Raw genomic sequence first — 19,449 nt, forward strand, 5'->3', positions numbered from 1 at the left:
GCGAGGGCGCTGGCGCAGGCCTGGCCGGGCGACGCGCCGCGCGATGGCTTGATTGCCGAGGCCTTTCGCCTGCGCCGGCCCGACGAGACGCACCGCGCGCGACTGCGGGTGGAGATCGGGCGGCTGCGCGCGCTGGTGAAACCGCTGGCGCACATCGAGGCCACCGAGCGCGGCTTTGCGCTGCGGCCTGTGCAGGCGCCACAGGTGGTGACGCTGATGCCGCCCATCGCGGGCGAGCAGGCCGCCCTGCTCGCGTTGCTCTCCGACGGGGCGGCCTGGTCCACCTCGGGCCTGGCGCTCGCGCTCGACGCGAGCCAGCGCACTGTGCAGCGCGCGCTGGCCGAACTGCAGGCGCAGCAGCAGGTGCGCGCCATCGGCCAAGGCCGCGCGCAGCGCTGGCTGGCGCCACCGCTGAGCGGATTCACGACGATCTTGTTACTCCCTGCTGCGCTGCCGATTGCCTAGAGTGACCTGCAGGCGCCGATGCCCGGCGCCCCACACACAGGAGCCCCTCATGACCACCACCACCCCCGTCCGCGCCACCGTGCGCCCTGCCGAGATCGTGCGCGAGTACGGCCCGTTTGACGGCGAAGACCGCGTCAATGGCGTGACCCACGACGGCCAGCAGGTATGGGCCTCCGTGGGCGCGAAGCTGCTCGCCTTCGACCCCGCCAGCGGCCAGACCACCCGCACGCTCGACCACGCCGGCGACGCGGGCACGGCCTTTGACGGCCGCCACCTCTACCAGATCAGCGAGGCGCGCATCGACAAGATCGACCCCGCCACCGGCGCCGTGCTGCATTCCATTCCGGCCCCAGGCGGCGGCAACGACTCGGGGCTCACCTGGGCCGAAGGCAGCCTGTGGGTGGGCCAGTACCGCGACCGCAAGATCCACCAGATCGACCCGGCCACAGGTGCCATCCGGCGCACCATCGAGTCCGACCGCTTTGTCACCGGCGTCACCTGGGTCGACGGCGAGCTGTGGCACGGCACCTGGGAAGGCGACGACAGCGACCTGCGGCGCATCGACCCGCACAGCGGCGCCGTGCTGCAGCGGCTGGACATGCCGGCGGGCGTGGGTGTGAGTGGCCTGGAGTCCGACGGGGCCGGGCTGTTTTATTGCGGTGGCGGCATGAGCGGCAAGGTGCGCGCCGTGCGGCGCCCCAAGGCGAGCTGAGGCGGGCTGAGGCGGCGCGCTTCCACGCAACGGAATGCACGGGGTGCCAGCACGGTGCCCCGGCCTTAGCATCGGTTGGCGGCTTCCACCGCCCACCAGGACCACCGACATGCCGATGCCCTCCGAGGCGCTCACGCCCGCCGCACCCACCACCGACGAAGCCGCCCGCGCACAGATCAACCACCTGCAGGCGCAGGTGCGCACCGAGCGCGTGGCGTGGTCGGGTGGCCAGGTGTGCTGGCGCGGCATGGGCCGCGGCAGCCCGGTGGTGCTGGTGCACGGCGGCCATGGCAACTGGCTGCACTGGGTGCGCAACATCGAGGCGCTGGCCGCGCAGCACACCGTGTGGGCAGTGGACCTGCCGGGCTTTGGCGACTCCGATGCGCCCGAGGGCGAAGGCATGGCAGCGCTGCTGGCGCCCACGCTCGCCACACTGAACACCCTGGTGGGTGCCGACACGCCGCTGTGCCTCGTGGGCTTTTCCTTTGGCGGGCTGGTGGCGGCGCAGCTGGCCGCGCAGCGACCCCAGGTGCAGCGCCTGGCCCTGCTGGGCAGTGGCGGCCACCAGGGGCGGCGGCGGCCCAAGGGCGAGCTCGTCAACTGGAAGCCCGCCTGGCGCGCAAACGACGCCGCAGCGGTGGAGCAGGCCATGCGCCACAACCTGGCGATGCACATGCTGAGCGTGGACGCGCAAGACATCGACGCGCTCGCGCTGCGCGTGCACACCGACGCCTGCGTGCGCACCCGCTTCCGGAGCAAGGAGATCTCGCGCGCGGGCGGCCTGGCCGAGGCGCTGGCGCACTACGGTGGCCCGACCTGCCTGGCCTGGGGCGAGCACGATGTGACGGCCGACCCACCTGCCATCGCCGCCGAGCTGGCCGCGCCGCTGCGCGGTGCGCGCACGCACGTGGTGCCACACGCCGGGCACTGGGTGCAGTACGAGCGGGCCGACGCGATCAACCCGCTGCTGCTGGACTGGCTGGGCGCCGTCAGCGCGCGTGCGCCAGCGCCTCGGGGTTGACCACCTCGGTCAGCCGGCCTTCGGCCAGCGCCACGATGTGGTCGAACGCAATGCCGAAGTAGCGCTCGTAGTTGTCTTTCTCCACGTAGCCAATGTGCGGCGTGCACAGCGCATTGGGCAAGGCCAGCAGCGGGTGCTGCGCACCCAGCACCGGCTCCTGCTCGTACACGTCCACCGCCGCAAAGCCGGGGCGGCCCTGCGCCAGCGCGTGCTCCAGCGCGCCCGGCGCAATGAGCTCGGCGCGGCTGGTGTTCACCATCAGCGCGGTGGGCTTCATGCGGGCGAGGTCGTCGGCGGTGACGAGGCCGGTGGTCTGTGGGCCCAGGCGCACATGCAGGCTGATCACGTCGCTCTGCGCAAAGAAGGCTTCGCGCGAAGGAGCGACCTCAAAGCCGTCGGCGCGCGCCGCAGCGGTGGACGCCTCGCGCCCCCACACCCACACCTGCATGCCGAACGCGCGACCATAGCCGGCCACCTGCCGGCCAATGCGGCCATAGCTCCAGACGCCCAGGCGCTGGCCGCTGAGCTGCTGGCCCAGGTGGCCCTGCCACTGCCCCTGGCGCAGGCGGTTGGCCTCGCTCACCAGGCGGCGGCGGCTGGCCAGCGCGAGCGCCCAGGCGATCTCGGCGGTGGCCGAGCCCGCGCCGCTGCCCTCGGCCACCAGCACGCCGCGCGCGGTGCACGCCGCCACATCCACATGCCCGGCGAGCTTGCCGGTCTGGCTGATGAGGCGCAGCCGTGGCAGGCGATCGAGCAGCGCGGCGTCGATGCGCGTGCGCTCGCGGGTGAGCACGATGGCGTCGGCATCGGCAAAGCGCTCGGCCAGTGCGTCGGTGCCCTTGACGGAGTCGTGGAACACGCGCACGTCGTGCCCCGCCAGCTTGCTGAAGCAGTCCAGGCTGCGCACGCAGTCCTGGTAGTCGTCCGGAATCGCGATGCGCATGGCGCTCACTGCAGCGTGATCTGCAGCTGGTCGACCGTGCGCTTCCACAGCGCAAGGTCTTTGCGCACGAGCTCGGTGTAGTCGCCCGGCGTCATGCCGCCGGCTTCGATGCCGTAGTTTTCGAACAGGTCGCGGATCTCGGCCGAGGCCAGCGCTTTTTTCACTTCGGCATACAGCGTCTGCATGACCGGCGCGGGCGTGCCGCTGCGCGCAAACAGGCCGTACCAGCCGTGCACGTCAAAGCCGGGGTAGCCCTGCTCGGCCACGGTGGGCACATCGGGCAGGCCGGAGAAACGCCGCGCGGGTGCCACGGCCAACGCGCGCAGCTTGCCGGTCTTGATCTGCGCCAGCGCCGAGCTCATGTCGAGGAACATGAACTGGATCTGACCGCCCAGCAGGTCTTGCACGGCAGGCGCTGCGCCCCGGTAGGGCACGTGGGTGACCTTGATGTCGGCGCGCTGCGCAAACAGCGCCGCGCCCAGGTGGGCCGAGGTGCCGTTGCCCGACGAACCGTAGTTGACGCTGCCGGGGTTGGCCTTGGCCATGGCCACCAGGGCGGGCAGGTCTTTGGCGGGGAAGTCGGGGCGCACCACCAGCGCGTGCGGGATGTAGCCGACCACGGTGAGCGGCGCAAAGTCGCGCAGCGTGTCAAAGGGGTAGTTGGCCATCAGCGCCGGGTTGGTCACGGCCAGGATGGACGGGAAAGCCAGCGTGTAGCCATCGGCCGGGCCGCGCGCCACTTCGCCCATGGCGATCACGCCACCGCCACCGGGCTTGTTTTCAATGATCACCGGCTGCCCCATGGACGCCGACATGCTCTTGCCCACGGCACGCGCCATGAGGTCGGTGGGGCCACCGGCGGCAAACGGCACGAGGATGCGAATGGGCTTGGAAGGAAAGGCCTGCGCACGCGCGGCCAGCGGCATGGCGAGGGCGGCGCCCAAGGCCATGTTGAAATGTCGGCGGGACACGGGAAGCTTCTGGGTCATGCTTTGTCTCTCTTTCGGGTTGTAGTTCAAGCGGTCACGCAAGAGCTTAGAACGCCCGCCCGGCCAGCGCACCACCCCCATTCCATTCAGTGGAAAGAACAGGTTGCGCTGTCGAAACCGCCCCGGCTGCTTCGTCGTGCATTCGAATCCCCGGGCGCCTCTCGCCCCAACCCCTGAAAGGAATCCGACCATGACCTCCCGCGCTGTCCGACTGCACCGCGTGCTCCGCGCCCCGCCCGAGAAGGTGTACCGCGCCTTCCTCGACGCCGATGCCCTGGCGCGGTGGCTGCCGCCCTACGGCTTTCTCTGCCGGGTGGAACACCTCGACGCCCGGGTGGGCGGCACCTTCCGCATGTCGTTTCGCAACTTCTCCACCGGCAACGCCCATGCCTTCGGCGGCGAGTATGTGGAGCTGGTACCCGGCCAGCGGCTGCGCTACACCGACCGGTTTGATGACCCGAATCTGCCGGGCACGATGGCGGTGGACGTGCAGTTCACCGCGGTGTCTTGCGGCACCGAACTCAGCGTGGTGCAGGACGGCATCCCGGAGGTGATTCCGCTGGAGATGTGCTACCTGGGCTGGCAGGAGTCGCTGGCGCAGCTGGCCCAGCTGGTGGAGCCGGACATTCCGGGCTGAGGCCTCGCGCGCTGCTCAGGTTTTCCAGAAATCCGGGCGCGCGTATTCGTGCTTGAGGAAGTCGATCCACAGGCGCACGCGCAGTGCCAGGTGCTTGCGCTGGGGGAACAGCGCAAAGATGCCGTTGGGCGGCGCGGCAAAGTCGTCGAGCACGCTTTCCAGGCGGCCGGCGGCAATGTCGGCCTCCACCTCCCAGGTGCTGCGCCAGGCAATGCCGTAGCCGGCCAGGCACCACTCGCGCAGCACCTGCCCGTCGGTGCAGTCCAGCGGGCCACCGGGGCGCAGGTGCACGATCTCCACTTCCCCGGCCGCGCCGGGCACCGGCACGGTGAACGCCCAGCCGCGGGTCTGTGAGGCGTCGCTGGAGAGCGTGAGGCAGTCAAAGCGCGCCAGGTCGGCGGGCACGCGCGGGCGGCCATGCTGCTGCAAGTAGCGCGGCGTGGCCACGCACAGGCGGCGGTTGTCGGCCAGGCGAACGCTCACGAGAGAAGAGTCCGGCAGGTCGCCCACGCGCACGGCGCAGTCGTAGGCCTCGCCGGCCACGTCGACCACGCGGTCGCTCAGGTTCAGCGAGATCGTCACCTCCGGGTGGAGCTCGCGAAAGCGCGGCACCAGCGGCGCCACGTGCCGCCGCCCGAAGCCGGCCGGCGCGGTGATGCGCAGGTGCCCGCTGGCCTTCACGCCACCGGCGCTCACGCTGGCTTCGGCGTTGGCCATGTCCACCAGCAGGCGCTGGCAGTCTTCGAGAAAGGCGCTGCCTTCGTGGGTGAGCGTGATGCGCCGCGTGGTGCGCACCATGAGCTTCACGCCCAGGCGGGCTTCCAGCGCATCGAGCCGGCGCCCGATGATGGCCGGGGCTACGCCCTCGGCTTTGGCCGCCGCCGTGAGGCTGCCGCGCGTGGCCACGGCCACAAAGGTTTCGAGTTGCTTGAGTTTGTCCACGGGGGCAGATTACCGCACCCCAGGGAAGGGAACCATGCTGGTTTTGCCGGAATTGATGACTTTTCAGTCGGCTTTGGCGACCGTGCGGCTCAGGCGCGCCGCGTCGTCGGCGCTGTAGCCGAGCTCGGTCAGCAGCTCGGCGCTGTGCTCGCCCAGGCGGGGCGGGCTGCGGCGCACGCCCAGGCGTTCGCCATCAAGCGCCAGCGGCAGCAGCACGGTCTGCGCGGTTTGGCCGGCGCTGGCGCCGTCGGGCAGGGTGATGGGCGCAAGCCCGCCGGTGGCCAGCAGGTGCGGGTCTTCGAGCAATTCGTGCGGGCGGGTGATGGGCGCAAACGGCAGGCCGTGGCGCTCGAACAGCGCGGCCAGCTCGGCCGCGCTCTGCAGCGCCAGGCGCTCGCGCAGCAGCGGAATGAGCCACTCGCGGTTGCGCACGCGGTTGTTGTTGCCGGCCAGCCGCGCGTCGGCCTTGAGGTCGTCGTAGCCAAAGGCATCACAGAAGATGGCCCACTGCGTGTCGCTCACCACGGCCAGGAAGATCTGCTCGTCGTCCTTCACGCGGAACACGTCGTAAATGCCCCAGGACGAAATGCGGTCGGGCATGGGCGCGGCCGGCTTGCCGGTGACGGCGAACTGCATCATGTGCTGCGCCACCAGGAACACGTTGTTCTCAAACAGCGAGCTCTGCACCTGGCCGCCCACGCCGGTTTTCTCGCGCGCGCTCAGCACGGCCATGACGCCGATGGCCCCGAACAGCCCGCCCATGATGTCGTTGACCGACGAGCCCGCGCGCAGCGGGTCGCCGGGGCGCCCGGTCATGTAGGCCAGGCCGCCCATCATCTGCACCACCTCGTCGAGCGCGGTGCGGTGGTCGTAAGGGCCGGGCAGAAAGCCCTTGTGGCTCACGTGGATGAGGCGCGGGTTGAGCGTCTTGAGGCTGTCGTAGTCCAGGCCGAGCTTCTTCATGGTCTCGGGCTTGAAGTTCTCGCTCACCACGTCGGCGGTGGCGATCAGGCGCAGCACGGCCTCCTTGCCTTCGGGCGACTGCAGGTCGAGCACGAGGCTCTTCTTGTTGCGGTTGAACAGCGGGTAGAAGCCCGCGCCCGAGCCGAGCAGGCGGCGCGTGTTGTCGCCCGCCGGGGGCTCGACCTTGATGACCTCGGCCCCCAGATCGGCGAGCACCATGCCGCAGGTAGGGCCCATGACCATGTGGGTGAATTCGACGACGCGCAAGCCATCAAACGGGAGTGGGCGGGGGGCGGTGGTATCGCTCATGACTTGAAGGTGCGGAAAGGGTGAGAGGGCTTCGACAGGCTCAGCCCGAACGGAGATGGTTGGCGAGCACGAAAACTCCGTTCATCCTGAGCTTGTCGAAGGATTCGACGGGTGCTGGCGCGCAAACCAACCCTTGGGCAAACCGGCTTCGGGCAACATGCCGTAGACCGGCTCGCCGGGCAGGCCGGCCATGAGGGGCTGGCGCGCGGCGATGAGTTGGGCGATGTCGATGCCGGTGCGCACGCCCATGGCCTCGAACATGAAGACGAGGTCTTCGGTGACCACGTTGCCCGAGGCGCCGGGCGCGTAGGGGCAGCCACCCAGGCCACCGAGCGAGGCGTCGAAGGTGCGCACGCCCACGTCGAACGCGGCCAGGCAGTTGGCCAGGCCCAGGCCGCGGGTGTTGTGCAGGTGGGCGGCGCCCGCGCGCGCGCCGCGCCCGGCGCGCAGCCGCGTGAAGAGGCGGCGCACCTGCGCGGGGTTGGCCATGCCGGTGGTGTCGGACAGGCCCACTTCGTCGGCCCCCGCGTGCGCACAGGCCACGGCCAGGCGGATCACGTCGTCTTCGTTCACCTCGCCTTGCAGGGTGCAGCCGAACGCGGTGGACAGGCCCACTTCCATCGCCACGTCGGGCGCGGTGTCGCGCCGCAGGGCGTGCACCTCGCGCAGCTCCACCAGCATCTGCTCGGGCGTCTTGCGCACATTGGCCAGCGAATGCGCCTCGCTGGCCGAGACCGGCAGGGTGATCTTGTGCACGCCGGCGGCCAGCGCGGCCTGCGCGCCGCGCTGGTTGGGCACCAGCGCCATCACCGTCAGGCCGTCGTGCTGCAGCGCGTGCTGCACCACGCTGGCCACGTCGGCCATTTGAGGCAGCAACCTGGCGGGCACGAAGGAGCCAACCTCGATCTCGCGCAGGCCGGCGGCCACGAGGGCGTCGATCCAGCGCAACTTGTCGGCCGTGGGCATGGTGGCCTTGACGGACTGCAGCCCGTCGCGCGGGCCGACTTCGCTGATGAGCACTTCAGGGGTGGAGGTCATGTGCCGGGATTTTTCTTTGTGCCGATGTTGTGTTCTGTCAGATAGAACGTTATTCTCTCTGCCGAAAGAATGGCAGATGCCCTGCGCACTGTCAACCCAGCACCCACCCGAGCCCACCCCTTCATGCCCCGCAAAGCGCAGATCCCTTCGCTGGCCGACGCCCACGCCGCCACCGGCGGCACGGCGGCGGTGGACCGCGCGCTCTCACTGCTCGCGGCCTACCGCCCGGGAGACGCCGCCCTGTCGCTGGCCGAACTGGCCGCGCGCACGCAGCTGTACAAGAGCACCGCGCTGCGCCTGCTCGCCTCGCTCGAACATGCGCACCTGCTGCAGCGGCTGGACGACGGGCGCTACGCGCTGGGGGGCGAGGTGGCGCGGCTGCACGGCATTTACGCGGCCTCGTTTTCGCTGGACCGCGTGGTCATGCCGGTGCTGCGCCAGCTGGTGGCGGCCACGGGCGAGAGCGCGGCGTACCACGTGCGCCAGGGCCAGGCGCCCAACCAGACGCGCCTGTGCCTCTACCGCGTGGACTCGCCGCACCCGGTGCGCGACCACATCCGCGCGGGCGACGTGCTGCCGCTGCGCCAGGGCACGGGCGGGCGCGTGCTGTGTGCGTTTGGTGCCGGCGACGACAGCCGCCCGCCCACCGCGGCCGAAAAGCGGGTGTACGCGCGCATCCGCGCCGACGGCTTCATGACCGCCGTGGGCGACCGGCTGGCCGAGGTGGCCGGCATTTCGGCGCCGGTGTTTCAGGCCGACGGCACCCTGGCCGCTTCGCTCACGCTGACCATGCCGGCGCACCGGTTTGAGGAGCGGCACGTGGGCAAGGTGCTGGCCGCCGCGCGGCAGCTGAGCGGGCGCGTGGGCTGAGGCGTCAGGCCAGCGCCTTGCCCAGCACGTCGAGCACGGGCCAGCCATGGGCCACGGCGTGCTGGTGGAGCATGGCGTCGGGGTTCACCGCTACCGGGTGGCCCACGCTGCTGAGCAGCGGCAGGTCGTTGATGGAGTCGCTGTAGAACCAGGCCGAGGCCAACGCGCTGGCGGGCAGGCCTTCGTCTGACAGCCATTGCCGCAGCCGCTTGAGCTTGCCTTCGCGCATGTTGGGGAATCCCTGCACCTGCCCGGTGAACACGCCGTTGGACAGGGTGAGTTCGGTGGCGATCCACCGGGTGAAGCCGAGTTCGGCCGCGGTGCGCTCGGCGATCACGCTGTTGCTCGCGGTGGTGAGCAACAGCGTGTGGCCGGCCTCGCGGTGCGAGGCCACGAGCGCGCGCGCGGCTTCGGGCAGGCGGTGGCGGATGTCCTCTTCCAGAAAGCGCGCCTGCCACGGCGCCCACTGCGCGGGCGTGCGCCCGGCCAGCAGGCCTGCGTAGAAGTTGCTGAAGTCCTCCACGCTCACGCGCCCGGAGCGGTAGTCGGCGCCCATCTGTTCGTTGCGCGCCTGCACGCTGGCGTCCAGCAGGCCGTGGCGCAACAGGAAGCGGCACCACAGGTCGTCGCCGTCGCCGTCGAGCAGGGTGTGGTCCAGGTCAAACAAGGCCAGTGGGGGCGTGTTGGGCGGGGTCATGGCGGGAGCGGGTGGGTGGCGTCGGGTGGCTGCGCGCGCATCACAGCGGCAGCGCCGGGCCGAAGGCCTGGACGTAGCTCAGGTGGGTGCACAGGCCGTGCACGGGCGACCAGCGGTGCAGCGAGATCTTGGGCGGTTCGAGTTGCGCGTGCAGCGCGGCGCCGGGACGCAGGTCCAGCGCGATCTGGTGCGCCACCGACGGCGCCACGTGCAGCGGCGCACCGCCGAACTGCATCTGCACCGGCCGGTGCAGGTGGCCGCACAGGATGCCTTGCACCGCGCCGTGCGCGCGCACCAAGGCGGCGAGCTCGTCGCCGCCTTCGAGCAGGCTGCAGGCGTCCATGGCCTCGATGCCGGTGGGCAGCGGCGGGTGGTGCATGAAGAGCAGCACCGGCTCGTCGCGGCATTGGCCCAGCTGTCGCGCCAGCCAGGCGAGCTGCGCCGGCCCGAGCGCGCCGTGCGATTGGCGCGGCACCACCGTGTCCAGCGCGATCAGGTGCAGGCCGCCATGGCGCAGGCGGTAGCAGCACACCCCGTCTGGTGCATCGGGCGCGGTGGGCATGCACCGGGGCAGGGCGCTGCGCGCCACCTTGGGGTCGTCGTGGTTGCCGGGCACGGCATAGACCGGCATGGCCAGCGGGGCCAAGGCGCCGGCCACCACCGCGTATTCGGCGGCGCTGCCGCGCTCGGTGAGGTCGCCGGTGAGCAGCACCAGGTCGGGCTGGGGATCCATGGCCGCGACATGCGCCACCGCCTGGCGCAGGGCGTGCTCCGTGTCCATGCGCCCCCCCAGAAACGCCGGCCCGGTGCCGATGTGCGGGTCGGAAAGTTGGGCGATCAGCAGGGTCTGGTGCATGGCTGTGGAGTCTATGTTTATTTTCCACACAAATCCATAATTTGATGTGGAACTGTTCTTGCTTGTGTGGATTTCATATGTTTGTCACGATGTGACCGGAACATACGACCTGCCTTTTTTCTTGTTGTTGATCTACCACCCTGTCTTGAAGGAGCCGTGTCATGTCCCGATTCAACCCCTCCCAGCCCGCCGCCGGCGCCCCCACCGCGCGCCGCCAGTTTCTGAAGACCAGCGCCAGCGTGTCGGCCGCCGCCCTGTTCGGCGGCATGCCGCTGTGGGCCTCGGGCCAGCAGCAGGTGAAGCTCGCTTTCATGTACCCGGTGGGCGTCTCGGGCGACATCAACCGCCTGGTCTCCAACATGATCAGCAGTTTCAATGCTGCCCACAGCGACATCCAGGTCGAGGCCATCTACGCAGGCAGCTACGACAACACCGAGCAGAAGGTGATGACCGCGCTGGGCGTGGGCGACCCGCCCGCTTCCTGGCTGCCCATCAACTCCATGCTCACCACCTTCCTGGGCATGGACGCACTCGAAGACGTGACCGCGCTGGCCAAGGCCGACGACGTGTTCAAGGACTTCATGCCCGGCTTCCTGGGCACCTGCATGTCCGACGACAAACTCTACGGCCTGCCGTTCCAGTGCAGCACGCCGGTGCTGTACTACAACAAGGCCGCCTTCGAGAAGGCCGGCCTCAAGGCGGCGCCTACGAACTGGACCGAGCTCGAAGCCGCCGCCAAGGCCCTCACCCAGCGCCAGGGCGACACCGTGTCGCAGTGGGGCCTCACCATCGGTGGTGGCTGGCACGACTGGATCTTCGAGAGCTTCGTGCGCCAGAACGGTCTGGTGTTCTGGACCAAGGACAAGGTGGCCTTTGACGCCCCCGAAAGCGTGAACGCGCTGGAGTTCTGGCAGCGCATGGCCGCCGCGAAGAACATGCCGGCAGCCTCCACCTGGGAGAGCTCGGCCAACGACTTCATGGCCGGTCGCACCGCCATGCTCTACCACTCCACCGGCTCGATGACCAACATCCTGAAGTCGGCTTCGTTCCCGGTGGGCGTGGCGCCCATGCCCCGCGGCAAGCAGCTCGGCTCCACCATGGGCGGCGGCCCGATCCTGATTGCCAAGAAGCAGCCCGACGCGCACAAGCGCGCGGCCTGGACCTTTGCGCGCTGGATGACCAACACGCAAAACCAGGCGCAGTGGTGCATCGACACCGGCTACCTGGCGGCGCGCAAGTCGTCGTGGGAAACGCCGGCGCTCAAGGCGCACGTGGCCAAGGTGCCCGAGGCGCGCACCGCGTTCGTCACCGCCGAAGTGGCCGGGGCCTTCCTGCAGGTGCCGGGCTATCACAAGGTGCGCGCGCACCTGCAAAGCGCGATCGACCGCACGCTGGCCGGTGAAGTGAAGCCCGACGCCGCGCTGCGCGAAGCCACCGCGAAGTCGAACCTCGAAATCCAGCGCCTGGCCCGCCGGCGCGGCTGATGAACAGGCGCGCCATGAACACCCTCACCCTGGACCCCTCCATGGACACCGTGCCCGACCTGCGCCGCCGGGCGCGGCGGCGCGAGCTGCTCACCGCGGTGGTGATGCTCGCGCCCTCGCTGGTGTTCCTGGCCGCCTTCACCTACTGGCCGATCGCGCGCTCGCTGATCTACGGCTTCTTCGACGTGCAGCTCGGCTCGACCGAGATCTTTTACGTGGGCTGGGAGAACTACCAGCGGCTGTGGCACGACGCGCTGTTCTGGCAGTCGCTGCGCAACACCGTGGCCTACATGGTGGTGACCGTGCCCACTTCCATTGGCCTGGCGCTGGTGCTGGCCGTGGCGCTGGACCGCAAGCTGCGCGGCACCTCGCTCTACCGCTCGGTGTTTTTCTACCCGGTCATGGTGCCTTCGGTGGCCGCCGGCATGGTGTGGGTGTTTCTGTACGCGCCGGGCTACGGCCCCATCAACGGGCTCATGGAGCTGCTGGGCCTGCCCAAGCTCGAATGGCTGTACGACCGGCAGTGGGCGCTGCCGGCCATCATCTTCATGAGCATCTGGAAATACGCGGGCTACTTCATGCTGATCCTGCTCGCCGCACTCCAGCTGGTGCCGCGCGACCTGTACGAAGCGGCCCGGCTCGATGGTGTGTCGGGCTTTCGGCAGCTGGTGCACATCACCGTGCCGCTGATCTCGCCCACGCTGTATTTCGTGGTGATCATCGGCGTGCTGCACTCGTACCAGATCTTTGACTACGTGTTCGTGATGACGCAAGGCGGCCCCGCCGACGCCACCAACGTGCTCACCTTCTACATCTACCAGAACGCCTTCCAGTTCCAGGACATCGGCACCGCCTCGGCCATTGCCAACATCCTGCTGCTGGTCGTCATGGGCCTCATTGGCCTGGTGGCCCTGACGCTGGGCCGCCGCGTTCACTACATGGGACGCTGAACATGACCGCCCATCGCTTCCTCTTCGCCCGTTCGCGCTGGATGCACTGGCTGCTGCTGCCGGCCATGCTGCTGTGGCTGAGCCCGCTGGTGTGGATGCTCATCACCTCGTTCAAGACGCGCGCTGAAATCTTCGACCCCGCGGCCAGCGTGCTGCCGCAGGTGCTGCAGTGGTCGAACTACCCGGCGGCGCTGTCGGTGGCGCCGTTTGGCACCTACCTGCTCAACTCGCTCATGGTCACCAGCGGCATCCTGCTGGCGCAGCTCACCACCATCACGCTGGCGGCGTATGCGTTTGCGCGGCTGCGCTTTCCCGGGCGCGACCTGCTCTTTGGCCTGTTCCTGCTGCAGGTGATGTTTCCGATCTACGCCACCTTCCTCACCAACTTCATCACCGTGCGCGAGCTCGGCCTGCTCAACAGCCTGTGGGCGCTCATGGTGCCGTTCATTGCCAGCGGCTACGGCACCTTCATGCTGCGCCAGGCCTTCCGCCAGGTGCCGCAAGACCTGGCCGACGCTGCGCGCCTGGACGGCTGCGGCCACTGGGCCACGCTCTGGCATGTGTACCTGCCGCTCGTCAAACCCACGCTGGTGGCCTTCGGCATGATTTCCGTGGTGACGCACTGGAACGACTACATGTGGCCCCTGCTGGTGACCAACAGCGAGTCGGTGCGCACCCTGCCCATTGGCCTGGGCCTGCTGGCCAAGGCCGACAGCGGCGCCGACTGGCCGCGCCTGATGGCCGCCACCATGGTGGTGATCGCGCCGCTCATGCTGCTCTTCCTCATCTTCCAGCGCCGCTTCGTCGACAGCTTCATGCATGCCGGCTTGAAGTGACTCCCATCCACCCGCCCTTACCATCCCCACCATGTCCGCCATCTCTCTCCAAGGCATCAGCAAGCGCTACAAGGACCACGTCGCCGTGGAAAGCCTCGACCTCGACGTGCAGGCGGGCGAGTTCATGGTGCTGGTCGGCCCCTCGGGCTGCGGCAAGTCCACCACCCTGCGCATGATCGCGGGCCTGGAAGACATCAGCGAAGGCCGCCTCCTCATTGGCGGGCGCGACGTGACCCACGCCGAGCCGCACGAGCGCGACATCGCCATGGTGTTCCAGTCGTACGCGCTGTACCCGCACATGACGGTCTACATGAACATGGCCTTCGGGCTGCTGCGCACGAGCGCGCTCTCGCGCAGCGAGGTGGACCAGCGCGTGCAGGAAGCCGCCCGGCGACTGCAGATCACCGAGCTGCTGCAACGCCGGCCCAACGAGCTCTCGGGCGGCCAGCGCCAGCGCGTGGCCATTGGCCGCGCCCTGGTGCGCAAGCCCAAGGTGTTCCTGTTTGACGAACCGCTCTCCAACCTCGACGCCAAGCTGCGCACCCACATGCGCGGCGAACTCGAGCGCCTGCACGCCGAGCTGGGCATCACCATCGTGTACGTCACGCACGACCAGGTGGAAGCCATGACCCTGGGCACCCGCATCGCCGTGATGGACCGCGGCCACCTGCGCCAGGTGGGCGCGCCCATGGAGGTGTACCGCCGGCCCGCCAACCGCTTTGTGGCGTCTTTCATCGGATCCCCCGAAATGAACTTTCTCCCCGTGCCCGAGACCCTGACCGAGGGTCGCGCCTGGCTCAACGCCCAGTACGGCGAAGCCGCCATTCAACCCGGCGCCGTGCTCGGCCTGCGCCCGGAAGAGCTCACGCTGGTGCCCAGTGCCGGCGCGTCCAGTGCGCCGCTGAGCTGGCCGGGCGTGGTGCAGCGCGTGGAGCGCCTGGGCGCCGAGGCCTACGCGCAGATTCGCGTGGGTGGTGCCGACGTGCTGGTGCGCACCGAAGCCGACGCCGCGCTGCAGGCCGAACAGGCCATCGTGCTCGCCCCAGCAATGGCCCGCCTGCGGGTGTTTGATGCACAGACCGGCGCGATGCTGGCCGCCCGGGGCTGAGCCGATGAGCATGACGCCCGTGCTGAGCGCGCGCCAGGAGCGCATCGTCGAGATCCTGCGCGCCACGCCCTCCATCACCACCGCCGACCTCGCGCTGCGCCTGGGCGTGTCGGGCGAAACCGTGCGGCGCGACCTGCAGGCCATGGCCGACGACGGCATCGTGCAGAAATTCCACGGCGGCGTGAGCCTGCACCGCGACGTGCAGGAATCACCCTTTCAGCTGCGCCTGCGCAGCAACGTGGCCGCCAAACGCCGCCTGGCACAACAGGTGTGCGCCCTGCTGCCCGATGGCGCCAGCATCGTGCTCGACAACAGCAGCACCGCCTGCTTCGTGGCCGAAGCCCTCGCCGCGCGCCACGGCCTCACCGTGGCCACGCCCTCACTCGAAGTGGCGCGCGCACTCGCCCAGAGCGGCGACCGCCACACCGTCATGCTGCCCGGCGGCACCCTGCGCAGCAGCGACATGACCCTGGCCGGCGCCAACGCACTTCGCTTTGCCACGCAGCTGCACCCGGACTACCTCATCGTCTCCGTGGCATCGCTCAGCGCGCGCGGCGGCTGCCTGGACTTCGACCCGTTTGAAGTCGAGTTCAAGCAGGCGGTGCACCCGCACGCGGGCACCGTGATCGTGGTGGCCGACGCCAGCAAGTTCGAAGCCCCGGGGCTGATCACCAGCCTGCCGTGGACCAGCGTGCAGGTGCTCGTGACCGACCGCGCCCTGCCCGACGAACTGGCCCGTGCGGCGCAGGGTGTGCGGGTGGTGGTGGCCGAGGAAACGGTGGAGGGTTGAGCCCGCCGGGGGCGGGCCGCATTACCCCCGCCAAAGTCACAGATAAATCGCAAGAAAGCGATTTAATGCCGGCCCAGGTGTGCAATACAGTTCAGCCTTGCACAACGCCCGCGCGCGCGGGCGCCCCGGTATTCCCCACTCTCTTGCCTGACGGAGCACCCCATGACAGCACGCACCCAGATCCACGGCCTTCAGGTCGCCACCGAACTGTTCGACTTCATCAACCAGAAGGTGCTGCCCGGCACCGGCGTGAGCGAAGCGGCATTCTGGCAGGGCTTTGACGGCATCGTGAGCGACCTCGCGCCCAAAAATGCCGCCCTGCTGGCCGAGCGCGACCGTCTGCAAACCGAGCTGGACACCTGGCACGCGGCCAACCCCGGCCCGATCCGCGACATGGCGGGCTACCGCAAGTTTCTGGAGACCATTGGCTACCTGGTGCCGCAGCCCAAGAGCGTGAAGGCCACGACCAAGAACGTGGATGACGAGCTGGCCACGCAGGCCGGCCCGCAGCTGGTGGTGCCGATCCTGAACGCCCGCTACGCGCTCAACGCCGCCAACGCGCGCTGGGGCTCGCTGTACGACGCGCTGTACGGCACCGATGTGATCAGTGAAGACAAGGGCTGCGAGAAAGTGGGCAAGAAGGGGGGCTACAACCCCAAGCGCGGCGCCAAGGTCATTGAATACGCGCGCCACGTGCTCGACCGCACCGCCCCGCTGAAGAAGGGCTCGCATGTGGGCTCCACCAGCTACAAGATCAACAAGGACGGCGAGCTCGTGGTGGGCCTGGCCGAGGGCGGCACCAGCAAGCTGGCCGACAAGTCGCAACTGGTGGGCTACCAGGGCGAGGCCAAGGCGCCCAGCGCCGTGCTGCTCAAGCACAACGGCCTGCACCTGGACATCCAGATCGACCGCAACACGCCCATCGGCAAGACCGACGCCGCCGGCGTGAGCGACCTCGTGGTGGAAGCCGCGCTCTCCACCATCCTGGACCTGGAAGATTCGATTGCCGCCGTGGACGCGCAAGACAAGGTGCTGGCCTACAGCAACTGGCTGGGCATCCTGCAGGGCACGCTGACCGAGTCGGTCACCAAGGGCGACAAGACCTTCACGCGCGGCCTCAACGCCGACCGCGAGTACACCGCGCCCAATGGCAAGAAAAACGCGGTGCGCCTGCACGGCCGCTCGCTCATGTTCCTGCGCAACGTGGGCCACCTCATGACCAACCCCGCCATCCTCTGGGGCGCAGAAGGCAAGGAGATTCCCGAAGGCATCATGGACGCGATGGTCACCACCGCCATCGCCCTGCACGACCTCAAGCGCACCAAGAAGGACGCGATCCGCAACTCGCGCAAGGGCTCGGTCTACATCGTCAAGCCCAAGATGCACGGCCCGCGCGAAGTGGCGTTTGCCGCCGAGCTGTTCAGCCGCGTGGAGAAGGTGCTGGGCCTGAAGGACAGCACGGTGAAGCTGGGCATCATGGACGAAGAGCGCCGCACCTCCGTCAACCTCAAGGCCTGCATTGCCGCGGCCGCCAGCCGCGTGGCCTTCATCAACACCGGCTTCCTGGACCGCACCGGCGACGAAATGCACACCGCCATGCTCGCCGGCCCCATGGTGCGCAAGGGCGACATGAAGGCCAGCGCCTGGATCCAGAGCTACGAGAAGAACAACGTGATCGTCGGCCTGTCGTGCGGCCTGCGCGGCAAGGCGCAGATCGGCAAGGGCATGTGGGCCATGCCCGACCTGATGGCCGAGATGCTCAAGCAGAAGATCGGCCACCCCAAGGCCGGTGCCAACACCGCCTGGGTGCCCAGCCCCACTGGCGCCACGCTGCACGCGCTGCACTACCACCAGGTGCTGGTGTCCGACGTGCAGAAGGAGCTGGAGAAGATCGACGCCAACGCCGAGCGCGACAACCTGCTCACCGGCCTGCTCACCATCCCCGTGAGCAGCAACCCGAACTGGAGCGCGGCCGAGAAGCAGCAGGAGCTGGACAACAACGTGCAGGGCATCCTGGGCTACGTGGTGCGCTGGGTCGACCAGGGCGTGGGCTGCTCCAAGGTGCCCGACATCCACAACGTGGGCCTGATGGAAGACCGCGCCACGCTGCGCATCTCCAGCCAGCACATCGCCAACTGGCTGCACCACGGCATCGTGACGGAAAAGGAAGTGCGCGCCACGTTCGAACGCATGGCCGCCGTGGTGGACGGCCAGAACGCCGGCGACAAGCTCTACCAGAAGATGGCCGGCAACTTCAAGACCAGCAAGGCGTATCTCGCCGCGCTGGACCTCGTGTTCAAGGGCAAGGAACAGCCCAGCGGCTACACCGAGCCGCTGCTGCACGCCTGGCGCTTGAAGGTGAAGGCGGCCTGATCGCTTCCACCTCGGTGAAACGGCGCCCTTGGGCGCCGTTTTTCATTCTGGCGAGGACTGTACCTTCTGCTTAAAAATCAGGCAGGCAGATAATGAACCGCACAAAAGCTCCTTGTTTTAAAAAGAGTTTTTGAGATTTTGAGCTTCATTATCCCAACAAGAAAATAATGAAAAGGCTCTGGCGCCACTTCACCTGAGCTGATGGACTGACCGCTCCGTGTGGGCCCATTCGTTGCGCTGAGCGACCAGCGCTTCGACCAGCACCGACGGCTCCAAGCGTCAATCCATATTGAGCTGGCTAAAAACACAGCCAAAGATAATGAACGTCAATTCAAATCATTGATTTGAAAGAATTTTTTCACTTTTCACGGTTCATTATCCAAGCCCAAAGATAATGATCCAAGCAGGTCGGCCAGGTCGGGTTTGGTGTAGCTCGCCTGCTGACGGGACGGCGACGGCAGAGCCGCCAGCACCCCCTGCCCCACCCATTGCTTGAGCTGTTTGGAGGCGGCCAGCGTATCCAACCCAGATATCTCGCGCAAGCGGCTGTTGGTGATCGGGCCGTTCCGGTCGATCCAGTCGCTCACCTGCACCCACAGCGGGGGCCGCTCCTCATTCAACAAGGTCACCACCAGCGTGGGCACCGCGGTCTCCACCTGCTCGCGGTAGAGCGGCTCGTACAGTTTGGCCTGCGCCATCTGCGCGAACATCATCGGCACGCCCTCGCCCGCATCCACGTTGGGCGGGTTGGGAAACTCCCGCAAATGCCGCGCCAGCAGGCTGTTGCGTGGCACTGAGCCGGTCTTCTCAATGGTCGCCGGGGTAAGGTTGCCGGGCAGACGCCCTGGGCTCTCCACCTCCACCCGATCGTCAAAAATGCGCACATGAATGTCACGGTTGAGGCGGTAGTCGCGGTGCACCACCGCGTTGGTGACAGCCTCCTTGATCACCCGTTCCGGGAAGCGATAGCGCGTCTTGAAGCCCGATCCCTCCATCGTCAGCCCTACTGCCAGCCGCTCCAGCACATAGGCCTGCGCCTTGGCGATCTGCTCCACCACTGGGCCGGAGATGGTCTTGGGCGGCAGCAACAGATTGGGCACCTCACCGCGTTGCACGGCCTTGCCTTTGTAGTGAAAGACGCGAATGTCCGCCCGCATGCCCTGCCCGGCCAGCAAAGCGCCCGGCTCGTCGGCAAACAGAAGCACAGCGGCCAGCAAAGGCTGCAAACCATTCTCCCCAGGTACCGCCAATCCCAGGCGGGGCAAGCGCGCCGCCACATCCATGTTGGCCAAGCCCCGGGTGAAGCAATAGCTGCGCCACGCATCGGTGTTTAGCAGGTCCAGCGCCACGGGCATGGACAGGGTCTCGGCGCTTTTCGCTCCCCGCTGGTAAGTCAGCTCTGCAATCTCGGCCGCGCTCAGTTCGCGGTTGCTGGCGTCCATGCGCGTCCAGGTGCCATTGCCCAA

The 19,449-nt window shown here is 68.4% G+C and carries 18 protein-coding genes and 1 pseudogene; 11 read left to right on the forward strand and 8 right to left on the reverse strand.

Annotation, left to right across the window (positions count from 1 at the left end):
• The 3 genes and pseudogenes from KXJ60_RS05575 to KXJ60_RS05585 all read left to right on the forward strand — a co-directional run.
• A pseudogene (locus KXJ60_RS05575) lies at positions 1 to 465 on the forward strand (helix-turn-helix domain-containing protein); the annotation flags it as partial.
• 49 nt (positions 466 to 514) lie between these two features.
• Entirely contained in the window at positions 515 to 1,177 is a 663-nt protein-coding gene (locus tag KXJ60_RS05580) for a hypothetical protein (protein ID WP_291124942.1), read from the forward strand.
• A gap of 109 nt (positions 1,178 to 1,286) precedes the next feature.
• On the forward strand, positions 1,287 to 2,198 hold the full coding sequence (locus KXJ60_RS05585; RefSeq protein WP_291124946.1) for an alpha/beta fold hydrolase: 912 nt from the start codon (positions 1,287 to 1,289) through the stop codon (positions 2,196 to 2,198).
• Here KXJ60_RS05585 and KXJ60_RS05590 read toward each other — a convergent pair.
• The gene (locus KXJ60_RS05590; RefSeq protein ID WP_291124949.1) at positions 2,167 to 3,141 is read right to left on the reverse strand and encodes a D-2-hydroxyacid dehydrogenase family protein; all 975 of its coding nucleotides are present in this window, start codon (positions 3,139 to 3,141) and stop codon (positions 2,167 to 2,169) included. The genes KXJ60_RS05585 and KXJ60_RS05590 overlap by 32 nt on opposite strands.
• Positions 3,142 to 3,146: 5 nt before the next feature.
• A complete protein-coding gene (locus KXJ60_RS05595; protein ID WP_291124968.1) occupies positions 3,147 to 4,130 on the reverse strand; it encodes a tripartite tricarboxylate transporter substrate binding protein in 984 nt (327 codons plus the stop codon).
• Positions 4,131 to 4,320: 190 nt separating this feature from the next.
• Between KXJ60_RS05595 and KXJ60_RS05600 the strand changes: the two genes are divergently transcribed.
• Complete coding sequence (locus KXJ60_RS05600; protein ID WP_291124971.1) at positions 4,321 to 4,767, forward strand: SRPBCC family protein; 447 nt, start codon at positions 4,321 to 4,323, stop codon at positions 4,765 to 4,767.
• 15 nt (positions 4,768 to 4,782) lie between these two features.
• On the opposite strand, the gene KXJ60_RS05605 is transcribed toward KXJ60_RS05600, so the two are convergent.
• The 3 genes from KXJ60_RS05605 to KXJ60_RS05615 all read right to left on the reverse strand — a co-directional run bounded on the left by KXJ60_RS05605 (position 4,783) and on the right by KXJ60_RS05615 (position 8,019).
• Positions 4,783 to 5,709: a LysR family transcriptional regulator gene (locus tag KXJ60_RS05605; protein ID WP_291124974.1), complete on the reverse strand. Its 927-nt coding sequence runs from the start codon at positions 5,707 to 5,709 to the stop codon at positions 4,783 to 4,785.
• Positions 5,710 to 5,772: 63 nt separating this feature from the next.
• Entirely contained in the window at positions 5,773 to 6,981 is a 1,209-nt protein-coding gene (locus tag KXJ60_RS05610; RefSeq protein ID WP_291124977.1) for a CaiB/BaiF CoA-transferase family protein, read from the reverse strand.
• 81 nt (positions 6,982 to 7,062) lie between these two features.
• The gene (locus KXJ60_RS05615) at positions 7,063 to 8,019 is read right to left on the reverse strand and encodes a hydroxymethylglutaryl-CoA lyase (RefSeq protein ID WP_291124980.1); all 957 of its coding nucleotides are present in this window, start codon (positions 8,017 to 8,019) and stop codon (positions 7,063 to 7,065) included.
• Positions 8,020 to 8,142: 123 nt separating this feature from the next.
• Here KXJ60_RS05615 and KXJ60_RS05620 point away from each other — a divergent pair, with 123 nt between their 5' ends.
• Positions 8,143 to 8,889 (forward strand): helix-turn-helix domain-containing protein, encoded by a 747-nt coding sequence (locus tag KXJ60_RS05620; protein WP_291124984.1) that lies wholly within the window; start codon positions 8,143 to 8,145, stop codon positions 8,887 to 8,889.
• A gap of 4 nt (positions 8,890 to 8,893) precedes the next feature.
• Here KXJ60_RS05620 and KXJ60_RS05625 read toward each other — a convergent pair whose 3' ends face one another.
• Both KXJ60_RS05625 and KXJ60_RS05630 read right to left on the reverse strand, forming a co-directional pair.
• Positions 8,894 to 9,586 (reverse strand): HAD family hydrolase, encoded by a 693-nt coding sequence (locus tag KXJ60_RS05625; RefSeq protein ID WP_291124987.1) that lies wholly within the window; start codon positions 9,584 to 9,586, stop codon positions 8,894 to 8,896.
• Positions 9,587 to 9,626: 40 nt separating this feature from the next.
• A complete protein-coding gene (locus tag KXJ60_RS05630; protein ID WP_291124990.1) occupies positions 9,627 to 10,442 on the reverse strand; it encodes a phosphodiesterase in 816 nt (271 codons plus the stop codon).
• Between the two features lie 161 nt (positions 10,443 to 10,603).
• Between KXJ60_RS05630 and KXJ60_RS05635 the strand changes: the two genes are divergently transcribed.
• The 6 genes from KXJ60_RS05635 to KXJ60_RS05660 all read left to right on the forward strand — a co-directional run bounded on the left by KXJ60_RS05635 (position 10,604) and on the right by KXJ60_RS05660 (position 17,983).
• A complete protein-coding gene (locus tag KXJ60_RS05635; protein WP_291124993.1) occupies positions 10,604 to 11,926 on the forward strand; it encodes an ABC transporter substrate-binding protein in 1,323 nt (440 codons plus the stop codon).
• Between the two features lie 14 nt (positions 11,927 to 11,940).
• Positions 11,941 to 12,876: a sugar ABC transporter permease gene (locus KXJ60_RS05640; RefSeq protein ID WP_291124996.1), complete on the forward strand. Its 936-nt coding sequence runs from the start codon at positions 11,941 to 11,943 to the stop codon at positions 12,874 to 12,876.
• 2 nt (positions 12,877 to 12,878) lie between these two features.
• Positions 12,879 to 13,712 carry a carbohydrate ABC transporter permease gene (locus KXJ60_RS05645; protein ID WP_291124999.1) on the forward strand — a complete coding sequence of 278 codons (834 nt, stop codon included), beginning with the start codon at positions 12,879 to 12,881 and terminating at the stop codon, positions 13,710 to 13,712.
• A gap of 31 nt (positions 13,713 to 13,743) precedes the next feature.
• Positions 13,744 to 14,820: an ABC transporter ATP-binding protein gene (locus KXJ60_RS05650; protein ID WP_291125002.1), complete on the forward strand. Its 1,077-nt coding sequence runs from the start codon at positions 13,744 to 13,746 to the stop codon at positions 14,818 to 14,820.
• Between the two features lie 4 nt (positions 14,821 to 14,824).
• Positions 14,825 to 15,610, forward strand: a complete 786-nt coding sequence (locus KXJ60_RS05655; RefSeq protein WP_291125004.1) for a DeoR/GlpR family DNA-binding transcription regulator — start codon at positions 14,825 to 14,827, stop codon at positions 15,608 to 15,610.
• Positions 15,611 to 15,772: 162 nt separating this feature from the next.
• Positions 15,773 to 17,983, forward strand: a complete 2,211-nt coding sequence (locus KXJ60_RS05660; RefSeq protein ID WP_291125007.1) for a malate synthase G — start codon at positions 15,773 to 15,775, stop codon at positions 17,981 to 17,983.
• Positions 17,984 to 18,348: 365 nt separating this feature from the next.
• Here KXJ60_RS05660 and KXJ60_RS05665 read toward each other — a convergent pair whose 3' ends face one another.
• Positions 18,349 to 19,425 (reverse strand): ATP-binding protein, encoded by a 1,077-nt coding sequence (locus tag KXJ60_RS05665; RefSeq protein WP_291125010.1) that lies wholly within the window; start codon positions 19,423 to 19,425, stop codon positions 18,349 to 18,351.
• Between the last annotated feature and the right edge of the window lie 24 nt (positions 19,426 to 19,449).

This window comes from Hydrogenophaga sp. (genome assembly GCF_019264445.1).
Lineage (GTDB): Bacteria > Pseudomonadota > Gammaproteobacteria > Burkholderiales > Burkholderiaceae_C > Hydrogenophaga.